Origin of the sequence: Sphingobacterium sp. BIGb0116 (assembly GCF_024808035.1) — a bacterium.
Taxonomy (GTDB): Bacteria; Bacteroidota; Bacteroidia; order Sphingobacteriales; family Sphingobacteriaceae; genus Sphingobacterium; species Sphingobacterium paramultivorum.
Genome location: NZ_JANUDT010000006.1, coordinates 329,862 through 343,287 on the forward strand (window position 1 = coordinate 329,862; position 13,426 = coordinate 343,287).

Annotated in this window: 8 protein-coding genes; 6 read left to right on the forward strand and 2 right to left on the reverse strand. The window is 39.8% G+C overall.

Features of this window, described 5'->3' with window-relative positions:
* Positions 1–3: 3 nt before the first annotated feature.
* Positions 4–2,412: an aminotransferase class V-fold PLP-dependent enzyme gene (locus tag M2419_RS16335; RefSeq protein WP_259255392.1), complete on the forward strand. Its 2,409-nt coding sequence runs from the start codon at positions 4–6 to the stop codon at positions 2,410–2,412.
* A gap of 11 nt (positions 2,413–2,423) precedes the next feature.
* A complete protein-coding gene (locus tag M2419_RS16340; protein WP_153848296.1) occupies positions 2,424–4,691 on the forward strand; it encodes a DUF4838 domain-containing protein in 2,268 nt (755 codons plus the stop codon).
* 416 nt (positions 4,692–5,107) lie between these two features.
* On the opposite strand, the gene M2419_RS16345 is transcribed toward M2419_RS16340, so the two are convergent.
* Positions 5,108–7,060: a fimbrillin family protein gene (locus tag M2419_RS16345; RefSeq protein ID WP_075990659.1), complete on the reverse strand. Its 1,953-nt coding sequence runs from the start codon at positions 7,058–7,060 to the stop codon at positions 5,108–5,110.
* Between the two features lie 41 nt (positions 7,061–7,101).
* The gene (locus tag M2419_RS16350) at positions 7,102–7,269 is read right to left on the reverse strand and encodes a hypothetical protein (RefSeq protein WP_153848297.1); all 168 of its coding nucleotides are present in this window, start codon (positions 7,267–7,269) and stop codon (positions 7,102–7,104) included.
* A gap of 1,143 nt (positions 7,270–8,412) precedes the next feature.
* Here M2419_RS16350 and M2419_RS16355 point away from each other — a divergent pair.
* The 4 genes from M2419_RS16355 (at position 8,413) to M2419_RS16370 (ending at position 13,415) form a co-directional block, all read left to right on the forward strand.
* The gene (locus tag M2419_RS16355) at positions 8,413–9,243 is read left to right on the forward strand and encodes an AraC family transcriptional regulator (RefSeq protein ID WP_153848298.1); all 831 of its coding nucleotides are present in this window, start codon (positions 8,413–8,415) and stop codon (positions 9,241–9,243) included.
* Between the two features lie 248 nt (positions 9,244–9,491).
* Positions 9,492–11,735, forward strand: a complete 2,244-nt coding sequence (locus M2419_RS16360) for an LruC domain-containing protein (protein WP_259255393.1) — start codon at positions 9,492–9,494, stop codon at positions 11,733–11,735.
* A 118-nt stretch (positions 11,736–11,853) separates the two neighbouring features.
* Positions 11,854–12,219, forward strand: a complete 366-nt coding sequence (locus M2419_RS16365) for a PleD family two-component system response regulator (RefSeq protein ID WP_075994586.1) — start codon at positions 11,854–11,856, stop codon at positions 12,217–12,219.
* Complete coding sequence (locus M2419_RS16370) at positions 12,219–13,415, forward strand: sugar transferase (protein ID WP_153848300.1); 1,197 nt, start codon at positions 12,219–12,221, stop codon at positions 13,413–13,415. Before M2419_RS16365 ends, M2419_RS16370 begins: the two co-directional genes overlap by 1 nt.
* Positions 13,416–13,426: the final 11 nt, after the last annotated feature.

A 13,426-nucleotide genomic window follows, 5' to 3' on the forward strand; every position in this document is an offset into this window, starting at 1 on the left:
ACAATGAATCGTACAATTTTAATTTTAGGTGCCGAAGGGTACTTGGGCTGGCCGTTGGCCATGAAGTTAGCGCTGCACCATCCAGACCAAAAAATTATATTGCTGGATAATGGCTGGCGCAAAAGCACGGTTGCCAATCTCGGATTTGGACCCTGGCTACAGATTCCGGATCTCTCAAGTCGTATCGAAGTATTTGGCCAAAAATATGGTTTAGCTAATATGTGCGCTTTGCACGCTGAGGTTTGCTCGGACGAATTGGCAGAACTGATTCGCCGGGAACGGCCGCATACGATTTATCATCTCGCACAGCAGTGTTCGGCGAGTTATTCGATGTTGGGATTACAACAGGCTCTTTATACCATCCGTAACAATGAAGAAGGTAATATGCGTCTGCTCTGGGCAGTACGCGAATATATTCCGAAAGCCCATATTATTAAGCTTGGATCGTTTGGTGAATATGCCAAGGGCGGATTGCCGATCGCCGAAGGCTATTTTAAGCCTGGTTATAAAGGGCATTTGGCGTCGACGCCTTTACCTTACCCTAGGGCGGCAAACGATATTTATCATGTTTCCAAAATAAATGACTCGAATTACGTAGCGATGGCGGCGCGTACCTGGGGGCTTCGCATCACGGAAGTGATGCAAGCAACGGTCTTTGGTCTGCTAACATCCGAAATGGATGCCTCGCCTGATCTTTTTACCCGTTTTGATTACGATCCGATATTTGGAACGGTAGTTAACCGTTTTATAGCGCAGGTAGTTTCTGGCTCTCCGATGACAGTATATGGTAGCGGAAACCAGCGTACTGGACTCATGGCGTTGAACGATGCGGTAAATTCGCTGGCCCGATTTGCTGTAGATATACCACCGATGGGTGAACATCGTGTGGTGAACCATGTGACGGAAACACACTATTCCATCAATGAATTAGCGTCGGATATTGCTGACATTGCTAGAGGTGTTGGATTGGATCCCAAGATTTCTTTTACCTCCGATCTTAGAGGGGAAAGTGCTGCCAAGAAACCTATATACAGCATTGAGACAAGTTTGCAGGGAAGTCATTTGTATCATACCGATTTCCATACCGTGATAAGAGAATCCATTAGTCTTTTACAGAAACAATATAGTAGACTTCTATCGCATCATTTTTCACCCCATAGCGCCTGGAACGAATGTTCTGATGGGATAAATCTTGATCCTAAAAGAGTAGATGCCGTCCGAAAAATAGAAAATGAATCGTATTGGGATCAGATACGAAATAATACATTTCCTTCGACCCGGGTAAATCTGAATCCGGGCTGCCTGGCTACGTTGCCACAGGATCGGCTCGAAACCATTAAAAATCAGGCAAACGGCAATCCCCTTTCTTTATATGCTTTAGGGAGGGAAGCTTTCAATGCCATACAGGAGGAATGTGCTAAATTGTGGCCAGCTATCGGTTATCGCTGTAATGTGACTACCAGCACATCTCAGGCCATGAATTTATTGGCATTGGCGCTTTTACGGAGGTTGCAGGAGGATGGGAAGAGGTGTTTTCAGGTCCTGACAAGTGAGCATGAACATCCGGGCGGTATTGGCCCCTTTGAACATTTGCCAGAATATAAGCTCACTTATCTCCCTGATGTTGTCCTTAATGACACGGAGGAATTTAACAGATGCTTGCGCGAAATGCAACCAGACATCGTGTTCTTATCCCATGTCTATTATCCCACAGGAAAACTGATGCAAGACAAGTGGCGCCTGAGCAATATAAAAAAGGCTGTTCCGAATGCAATTCTGATTCTTGACGTAGCCCAGTCATTAGGGATTCAGCAACTTCCTTTTGGGGATGCCGATGTATTGATCGGGAGTACGCATAAATGGTTGCATGGACCATTGGGTGGTGGTTTGGCTTGGTTCAAAGAAGATTTTGCAAGTTGGATCGGGGCCTTATATTGGAATAAGCAGCATCTTTTTGAAGATCCGCAAACCCATGGGTTCAGCATTCCTGGGGGGCAGGATTTCTTATTGTATGAAAGGTTGAGGCAAAGCTTAAAGCACTATCGAGAAATTGGGCCGAAAGCGATTCTGGAGCGCAGTACCTATCTGGCATCTTATCTGAAAAGAGAGCTTAATGGGATCTTGAGCCATGCAGGCATTACGCACTGTTTTATGGGAGATGATGTGTCTCCGGTCGTAAGTCTACTGGTGTCAGATTATGATCCTTATCCGCTGTACGAGTTTTTGAGAAAGAAAGACATCCATATTAAATGCATTAAGCACTGTAGAGTAGAAGCGAAGGTTGGACATGTACTGCGTTTTGGTATACCTTATTATGAAAATATGGGCCGCTTGCGCATGGTACTTGATACAATAGCATCTTTTGTGGATTGTGCTATCATGGATAAACAAGAAGTTGACTTGGTGATCTAGTTTAATATGCAATGATGAAAGATGCAAATTATAAACTGAACCTGTTCGTTCTTGTTGGATTACTGTTCATTAGCAGCTGTATGGCACAGCAAGTGGACATCGTGCGCGATAAGAAAGCCGAAACTGAAATCGTTATTTCCTCGCGTCCATCAAATTTGGAACGAAAGGCTGCTCTGGTATTACAAGATTATATCAAACGTATCACCGGTGCACAGTTAGCGATATTATCGAGCCCCTCTCGGACAAAAGAACATGTAGTATTTATAGGGAATAATCTTTATCAACAGCAGATTGGAAAGAAGGTTGAGCTTGGAAACGAAGGTTTTGAAATTAGTGTTCGGGACGGACAAGTATATCTAACTGGAGGTTCAGGAAAAGGACTACTGTATGGCGTATATGAACTTATTGAGAAGCAATTTGGCGCTCGGAAATATGATCAAGGGCCAGCATGGGTCCCGAAGCGTGCGAATCTGACGCTTCCTCAGGATTTCAATTTGCGTTTTGAACCCCCTTTGCGTTATCGGGAGTCTTACTACCCCGCTTCTGCAGATGCTGAATACCTGGATTGGCATCATTTGCATCGATTTGAGGATCTGTGGGGCTTATGGGGGCATTCATTTTTTAAAATTATACCACCGGAAGACTATTTTCAGCAACATCCTGAATATTTCGCTTTAACAAACGGAAAGCGCAGTGCAACACAACTCTGTCTGACAAATCCTGACGTCCAGAAAATTGCAATCAATTATTTTCGACAGGCCATTGCCGATAATCCTGATGCGGTCTATTGGTCTATAGCACCAATGGATGGAAAAGGTTACTGTACCTGCGATCGCTGTACAAAGGTTGATCAGGAGGAGGGAGGGCCTCAGGGTACGCTCATCCGATTTGTGAATCGTATTGCGGCTCAATTTCCAGAACAGAATTTTACGACCTTAGCCTATGGTTACACCGCAGAAGCTCCCAAAATAACTCGGCCATTGGACAATGTATATGTGTTGCTAAGTACGATAGATGCAACGCGGGAGCAGGGCCTGGCGGTTAATCCAACAGCTGCTCCTTTTCGACGCCAGCTCAACGACTGGTCGAAGATCTCATCGCATATTTTTGTGTGGGATTATACCACGCAATTTACAGCTTATATAAATCCTTTTCCGATGTATGATCATTACCAGGGCAATATCGCCTATATGTATCAAAATGGTGTAAAAGGTATCTTTGAACATGGATCTGGCCATACGCTGGCTGATATGTCCGCCTATGCCAGTTATTTGCAGGCCAAAAGCCTATGGAATCCTGAGCTAGATCAAGCTGAGGTGGAAGAGGATTTTTTGGACGGTTATTATGGTGCCGCATCAAAGGATATTAAAAAGTATCTAAAACAACTTATTGATGCTCGAAAAACAAGTCGCTCGACGCTTGATATATATGGTAATCCCATCCTTTCGCGACATGGATATCTAAGTTTAGAAAAGATGAGACTTTTTAAGGAACTTGTGAATAATGCGCAAAAAGCTGTAGCTGGGGATTCGAAATTTATAAGTCGCGTGAAATTGATTGCTTTAGGTCTCGAGTATGCAGCTTTGGAGCAGTCAAAGGCTTATGGTGATCATCCATTTGGCTTTTTAAACAGGAAAGCTGATGGTCAGTGGGTGGTCAATCCTAATTGGATGAAGCGCATTGATGAGTTTTTGGACCATGCACTTCGAGGCGGAGCGATCGAATTGGCTGAAACTGGTGGTAGTCTTGAGCAATATCGGCAGCAATGGCTAACACTATTAAATAAACCCTATTTGCCTTCAGTGCTCCAAGGAATAATTCCTCAGTTTAAACCTTCTTTTTTGGAAGATTTTCCCGCAAATGGAAAAACAACACTGAATGATGGTTTATCGGGAACGACAGATTACAGTTACAATTGGCTATTATTTGATAGTAAGGATGTGGAGATTACTTTTCCTTTTCCGGATGAAAGAATGGCTTCGCAAATTCAGCTTAATTTTCTACTTGATCCGGCGCATTATCTTTTCCTTCCGGATGGAATAGCGGTAGAAGCCTCAGAAGATAATATTTCGTATGTGAACATCGGGAAATATAAGATTGACACTGGTCTTAATGCCGAAGGTCCAATATGTTTTCCAGTTTCATTTGGCTTAAAACAACAAGAAGGACGTTTTTTAAAAGTGAAAATTTCTTTTTCGCAAGAATTTCCGCATTGGTTTGAAGGGTCGAAGCATCGCAAACCGCTTTTTGCCATTGATGAAATTCATATGAACAGATAGAGACATTTGGATTTAAAATTAGGAAATAGTTTTTTGTTCATTATTATATACATCATGCTGATTAAGCGGATAGTTAAATAGGATGAATCAATAAGCTTGATAAATCATAAAATAAGCTTAACGCTTGAGATCAAATCAGGAAAAAATGTGCTTTAGGAGGTTCTATAAAGAATTAAAATAAATGGGGCGAACGCCTTCGCCCCATTATATCCATTAATATTATCAAGTCGAACGCAAAAAAAATGACTTGATGGCCCAAATGTAAAAAAATATTATTGAAATTCTCCTGTAAAAATTTACGATAATCGTGTAAAAACCTACGCCGTAGTTGAAGGGCTACGTCATTCATAAAAAAAGACGGCTAGAATTTCTAGCCGTCTTCGTTTGGTTGCCGAAGCTAAAATTATTACAATTTTTTAGTTTGAACGCACGCAACGAACGTTTTTAAATGATGTACTTAATACGTTTGCACCTAATGCGCTAACTCCATTCAAAAGTTGACCGGTATTGTTTGCCATATGGAACCTAGTACCTAACGATAGAGGAATTAAAGTTAGACCACGACCAGCGTTACCATAATAACCCCATGTACCTGCGCCAACTAAGCCAACAATATTAGCTCCTTGTTCATTTGTCCAAAGCGTTGTTGCTCTGCCGTAACTATCCAACAACGGAATATTTAAATTTACAACTTGGAAGTTTGCAATATCTACGCTGAGATCATTCAAGCCAATATTTGCTAAACCACCATTTCCAAGTAGTGGCAAGATATTTACGTTTGAAATTTCACCATTATAGTAAAAGCGAAGTCTGTTTGATGCACTGTTTACATCACCAAAAGCATTCGAACCTGAAGTAGGAGCACCGTTTGCACCAGAAGCTAATGTATATTGACCATAATTAAATGGACTGGAAGGAGCTAATGATGAATTAGGAGCTGCTGTATTTACTAGCAAAGATGTTGCATTGCCCAAGAGATTAGTTATTATGTTTAAAAGCCCTGTAGTACCCGTTGCATCAACTACTTGGCCCAAGCCACCTAACGCTCCAGTAAGTTGATTTACTTCGATATCTCCTCGAACCATGTTAGCAAAGTCTGCCTTAGCAGGTTGTTTCCAAAGGCCTGCTGGATATACCAAAGCACATGGATCGCCATTATTCGTTGTTGTAGTCGCAAATTGTCCAGGAACAATACTTCCGAAAGCAAAATAGCCATTTGCTCTAGCGGTCAGCTGATTGTTTGCATAGAATGCGTAATTGCGGCCATTTCCAATGTTGCCTCTGTAAAACAGATTCGAGCGTCCCCATTTGACTGTACGGCCACCATAGTTGGTAATTAATGGCGATTCCACAACGTTTAGCAACAAGTGATGGCTATTGCCCAATTGTGGTGTTACAGAAAATCCAAAGTTAGATGCGGTTGTAAAATAGGTACGCGCTAGGCTACCGTCTACGTGGCTAATATTTAAGTTTTGAACTTGAACATTAATGGCGCTCTGAGCTGCAGTAGATGCGGTATAAACATAGGCAATTTTTGCATCATTGAAGGCAGGATCAATATTTGTAAAGTTGGCATACGTTAAAGTTGGTGTAAAACTAGCTCCTGCAGTAACAGTTCCACCCAGCAATGCGATACTACCTGTTGCTAAATTTAAACCCGTTACGTTCACTGTAGGATTGCCTGTGATATTACCAAAAACGCCTTTGGTATTCAATTCAATTCCTATGCGTGAAAACTTGTGGCTGAATTGGATACTGATGTTTGAATTGGTTGCCAGGTTGACAGTTCCACTAGCATAAAGGACATCTTTATTTTGCGCAAGAGCAATTGATCCATTTGTTGGTGTAAGTGCAGGTTGATTAGCATCTGAAGTATTGTAAGATAGTGCTACCCATGTATAGGTAGTCGCTGGATTAAGCCCTTCAATGGTACCTGCTGTTCCTGCTACCAACTCCTTGGAGGTAACTAATGTTGTTCCTGAGTAGATATAAACGACGTACTTTGTGCCTGCTACCATATTTTCAGTGACCCCAGGAACGGCATCAGCAGCTAAGCCACCGCCGCGTTTTACGCCTATCGCATCACTAGTAATAGTTGGTAAATTATTGTCAGTAGAAACAACCATGTCTACGTCCGAGAATGAATGTACTTTGCTGGTTGTTGCACTCGATTTTGTCGAGCCGACTTTCACTGCGTCACCAGTATCGCTCGTCTTAATGCCGCCTACGGCGAAAGTAAGTACATTGCTTTTGTTTTCGACATTTTCAGTCTTGTTGTCCTTGGAACAACTTGTGATTAATGTCCCGGGGATTGCTAGCATTGCCATCGCAACAACCCAGTTTGCTCTTTTAGTCAGATTAAATCTCATTTTAGTGCTTTTTCGTGTTGTTAGTAATTTGATGATAATGCTTAAGCGCCTTCGCCGGTAGTAGTACCGTCTGGACCTGCTCCCCAACCGTCGGTTTGTGGTGTTACACCTGGTTGTGCCTGAGAACCTGCAGCAATTCCTTGCTCAAGCTCTACAACGTGCTCCTTGATGGACGGAGCTACGTACATTTTTTTTGCGTTCTTATTCATGATAATATTATTTGGATAATCCATGCTGTTAACAACATGGGGTTTAAATTTAATGGACAATTTAACCCTCGTTTATTTGATAGGAATACTTAAGCATATAACGGCATGCCTTTGCGTATAGGCAATATATTGCTGTTATCACTTAGGTGCTCCTAAATTTTTTGTCTGTTTGTTGATTCCTAATTTAATTGTTAATACTTATTTTGCTATCGGCTAGTTATACTTTTCCCGAATTGAATTGTAATATTACGACTTAATATCAACTTGTGCAAAAATAAATTGTAAACTTTTTTCTTTGTGTTATTAAATTCGAGATAAAACAACTTTCTTCATTGTTATAATCATATATGGATTTCCGGTAAATCACCGTTTTAGGGCATTTTTTATCTAAAAAAACCGGATACAGTTAGCTTTCTTCTTGCCAACTTTCGAATAAACAAATCATAATTTATTTTGTTTAGCGTTTTTTAAAAATATTTTTTTGGCTATTTATTATTCTATAATTAATATGTTTAAACAGATTGTTTTTTATGGTCTATATTTGTAATTATACAAATTTATTTGGAAATATATTTCTTAAAGATATACGTTTAGTGTTAAATAATTATTTCCTTATAGTCATTAAGTGTCCTCTTTTTATATTTTTTGATTTGTAAAATTTATTGAAATTCAATATTAATATTGCTTTATTATTTCTAAATGATATATAATATCTCTATTTATAAATTAAACATTCTGTTTGTTGATTAGTTGTATTGTTTCATTTTAAGAAAATTGTGGATGCAACTAATCTCTTTTATAATTTTATTTTTTTGTTAATAAGTGTTAAAAAACACGCTTCATAGCTTTTAAGTATAGTTCGCCAAATTGTATTTGTTTAAACTAAATTATGTTTTGGTTGTGAAATTTGCTGTCTATTTGTATAGGTTGAGTAGCTATTTCTCTAATATTTGTTTTGCCAACCTATTTGTATGCTATTTCATTTAGTGTCTCCAGGTTTTCCTGTTGCGCTCTAAAAAAGCATGTTGCAAATGCATGGTTTCTTTGGAAATGAATTTTTTGTGTTTGGCTTTTATTTCCTAAATTGCCCGTATTTCAGTAATATGAAATGCTTGTCGGGCCTTATATGCATTAGATAAAAATATGGAATTTGGAGTTCATCGGGTCATTGGTGTAGCGCAGGAGCCTTCCGAAATTACGGATGCAACAGCAAAAGAAAATTATGTTGTTCTTTTTGTGTCAAAGGGTGGCTGTAGCGTGGAAATCAATAATCAGATTACAGAAATCGAAGAATTCTGTTTGGTGTTAATTCCAAGAGGTATTAAAATTGAAGCCAACCCAGATGAACAGCGATCGTTTCTTATTATTTATTTTTCGGAAAGTTTTTTTGCGCGTACGGAGATAGATACCGCTTTTCTGCATAACTTTAAGTCATTCAATAAAAACGAATATACCTACCGTGTATTGCGTGTTCCTGAAGAATACGCAAGCTATTACGAATTTGTAAGCATGCAACTTAAGCTTTCTAAGCAAAATTATAATCTGGCAATTTATCGCGATTTAGCGCATAATATCGTTAAACAGATTGTGCTCCTTGCTGCAATTTCTGCTGAGGATAGGCCGTCAAATGGATTAGTGTGCCATGGTGCTGATGCAAAGCTGATAACACTCTTTCAGGAACTGATCAAAAAACATGTAAAAGAAGAAAAGCAGGTCGCCTTTTATGCTGAACAACTCCATGTCGGAAATAAAAAATTAACCAACTTAACTAAAGAAATTTTGGGAGCAACGCCAAAAGAACTTATCATTAAAGAATTGCTGCGTGTTAGTAAGAAACTTATCGTTGAATCGTCGATGAGTATCAAACAGATTGCTTGGGAACTTGGTTATACAGATGTCAATAATTTCAGTACTTTTTTCTTGAAAGAAACCACCTTGACGCCGACTGAGTACCGGAAAAGGTGGCAGAAATAACCCTTATAGTTAAATATCTTTTTGTTAGTTATAAACTCTCATTTGTAGTTCGCGATGCACCGTTGTAGTTGAAGCGCTACAAGATTTGTAATTTATACTGTAGTTGTGTATTTTATCCCATTGTCAGCTGAATTAGTTATATCTTTGCTTTAAACAGTTCGGCCTTAATATTATTCGCAAAGCCAAGTATTAAAGTCTTGTGACATCTATGATGGGGCTGTTTGGTATTGATCTATTATTATTTAATTATGTATAACAGAAAAAGCTTAAATCTCTTCTTGGTGGGTCTTGCAGGGATTACGCTCTTGGGGGCAAGTTGTTCAAAAGTAAAAGATTTGTACAACGAAACCGAAAAAGGATCTGATTCGTCCACCCTACTTCCTGGGGGAGGCAATATTTCAGCCGATTTTATGTGGAATTCAACACGTACTGTAGATTTGCGCGTGGCTGTAGACGATCAATTTAGCGGTAAATACTTCTATCGGGTTGAAGTTTTTGATAATGATCCAACTTTAGCAAGTGGAGCCAATATCCTGGCTGCAGGGCAGGCGAAATCGGGCCAGGATTTTGTTGGTAAGCTGATGATTCCGACAATTGCAAAATATATCTATTTAAGAGAGACTTCTCCGCTAGGTGTTGCAGCAGTCAGCATGATCGAAGTTGGGCAGCAAAATACAATCAGTGTGGATGGTACAAAAGCGGGATCAAGCAGCAAAGCGAGCGTTTTGCGTGCTGCAACCACAACAAGTACACTGGCTAGTAGTGGTTTAAAAGCGGCTACGGTTGAAGCTACACCAGTAGTCGTTCCTTCGGATGCAATCGCGCTATCGGGAAACTCGACAATTTCGGTCGAGTCCAATAAATCCTATGTCGTCAAGTCTGGAGTTACCTTTACAGGTAAGATCGATGCCAACAACGGTACAAGTAATGTGAAGATTTACATTCAGGGATCTTGGAAAAATACAAGCTTTGAGCTAAACCTTGGAAGCAATAATGGATTGTATATTACACAGGCGGGTTCCATTGAACTCGTGAATGTAACGCAGAATACAGTTGGAGGTTTTGTTAATTATGGATCGGCTTCGCTTTCCAAAATGGAAACGAAAAATAATACTTTGTACGTCAATTATGGTACACTTACAGCTGATAAAGCAGATATCACCAATGGTAACTTTACCAACTATGGTGTGGCGACAATCCAAAATCTGAGCAGTACAACAAATGGTACAGTCGTACGCAATGAGGGCACACTTACTGTGCAAAATGCGACTTTGACAAATGCAACTTTGGAAGCTGTTTGTCATACGGTAATCAATTCATTGACCACCAATGGAGCAACAATTTCGGTGGCGCAAGGAGCTTTATTAAGCTTAGATAAGTTAGATGCTGGTGGCACAAAAATTAATTTGGCAGCGTCATCAATTCTAGATGTCAAGACCCTGGCCAAATTTAACAGCCAGTCGAGCACCATGACTGGCCCAACTTCAGGTCAGGCATTGGCTCGTCTCAAAAAAGTTGATGTAAACAACCAGTGGATGGCAATCACGTACGGTGGTAACCTAGAGGTAGCCTGCTCAGATCATACTGCTAATGCTCAATGGAGCACCTATTATGTGATCAATAGTCCAGCAAAATTGGTTCCTTACGACAAATCGACCGTGGTGATTGCAGGTACTTCTTGTAACGCTGGTGGTAATAATGCCTCTGGTGGCAATCCAACAGACCAAACCGTAACCGAAGTTAATTTGGGTACATATTCTTACATCTTCGAAGATAAGTGGCCCGCTAAAGGTGACTACGACATGAATGACTGTGTGTTGGATATGAACATCAGCAAATTTCAAAATACAGCGAATAAGGTGACTAAAGTGGTTTTGAAAGCAAAATTAAGATCAATAGGTGCTTCGATCCGTTTTTCGACCGCTGTGCAGCTTGATGGTATCGCGACGGGAAATGTCAAAAGTGTAACGTATTCACGCAAAGATTTGGTAGGTACCGCCTTGCCTCTAGGAGCAAATGGTACGGAATCTGGACAAACGTATGCTGTGCTTCCATTATGGGATGATGCGCATAAAGCTTTTGGCGTGTCGGATACACGTTTTATCTCGACTCAATCGGGACAATATGCGCCTGTTGAGGTGATCGTAACTGTTGAGTTTAATACACCAATAGATAATTTTACCTATGGCACATTAAATGCCTTTATTGTAAACTTCAACCAAAACCTTGCTGGCCGAAATGAGGTGCACCTGGTTGGTTATAAAGCGACTGATAAAATCAATAAAAGTTTGGTGTTGAAGGAAACAGGCAACCTGTTGTCGTCTACCGATCCATTTAAGACAAAAGCGAATGAACCGTTTGGTTTGTTAGTTCCGGTTTCTTTCATATATCCATTGGAAGGACAGGCGATTACAACTGCTTATCCGCTCTTTGAGTCTTGGGCGACGAGCGGAGGTAGCCAAAATGCAGATTGGTATCTACATAAGAAATAATAAAAATAGTAACATCTCCCTATACCAAAGTAGTCCAACAGAAAGGAGTACTTTGGTATATGGAGATCGCCTAAATAACGCAATCCATACGCCTAAACCATTATATTCTAAAGACGTCATGAAAAAAAAGATTCTAATAATTGATGACAAACCAGCAATTGGTCAGTTAATTACACTTTATTTAAGTGCAGATTATGACTTTCGTTTCTTTAGCAATGCGATGGACGCCTATAATTGGCTGAAGGAAGGGAACAGTGTTGATTTAATTTTATCGGATTATACCATGCCGGAGATGAATGGATACGATTTGCTCATTATGATTAAGCAAAACGAGTTTCTAAAGAATATTCCGGTTATCTTTTTGTCTGGTGAGGATAATTCCAATACACGTATCAGTCTGCTCGAAGCTGGTGCCGATGATTTTATCTTAAAACCATTTAATCCCCTTGAGTTAAAATTACGGATTAAAAAAGCATTAAAATAATGCCCCAATATAGCGATTATATATACTTTGGCGATAATCTCGAAACTTTTGATTATTTTCATCAACAAGTCCAAGACATCTTGGGTGTTGACTTGAGGTTTTTTGATTCATTTGAAGCCATGGATATGTATTTTCAAGAACAAGAAGGGCAGTTTTTTTCTGTAATATTCTATGAAAAAAGTAAAAGTCTAAGTAAAGACTTATCACGGTTGAAAAAGCTTGTCCAACATGGCAAAGATACATTATTGATCTTGATTGGAAATGATCTTTCACGTTTTGAGAAACAATCTTATTTTGAGGCGGGTATCACAAATACTATTAGTCCACGCGCCAATGCAGATGTTTTTGAGTCAATTAGAAAATACATAAGGCTATATTTTGAGGCGACAACGCAGACTGAAAAATTTGAAACAGCAAACACTTCTTTTCCTCAAATAGGAATTCCGCTGGGAAAAAGATTGTTTGATATTGCAGTTTCTTCGATTTTAATCCTCTTACTTTCTCCGATACTGGCAATCACTTATATTGCCATCAAATTGGAAAGTAAAGGTTCGGCAGTCTATAAGTCGAAACGGATAGGATCTGGCTATTATATGTTTGATTTTTATAAATTCAGATCCATGTACCCGGATGCTGACAAGCGTCTAAAGGAATATATGGCGCTTAATCAATATGCGGATGCATCGTTGAGCGTTAATCGTAGCACTGTCGCGACTATGATAAGCGATGGTGATGCGCAACTTTTTACGACAGATGAGCTACGTGATGTACTTATTGATGATGATACTGTTGTAAAAAGTTCTGATAGTGCTGGAAGACAAAAAAAGGCGGCTTTCTTTAAACTTGAGAAAGATCCACGTGTAACCAAGGTCGGGCGTATTCTCCGTAAATATAGCATTGATGAACTGCCCCAGTTGTTTAATGTACTTAAAGGCGATATGTCTATTGTGGGAAATAGGCCCTTGCCACTCTATGAAGCCGAGATGCTGACGACAGACGATAGTGTTGAGCGATTTATGGCTCCGGCAGGGATAACGGGCTTATGGCAGGTAGAAAAGCGGGGCGATAATGGAAGTATGTCCGATCAGGAAAGAATAAAACTGGATATTGACTATGCACAGCATTATTCGGTCTGGATGGATTTAAAAATATTGTATAAGACGTTTTCCGCATTCATCCAAAAGGCGGATGTTTAATAACATAAATA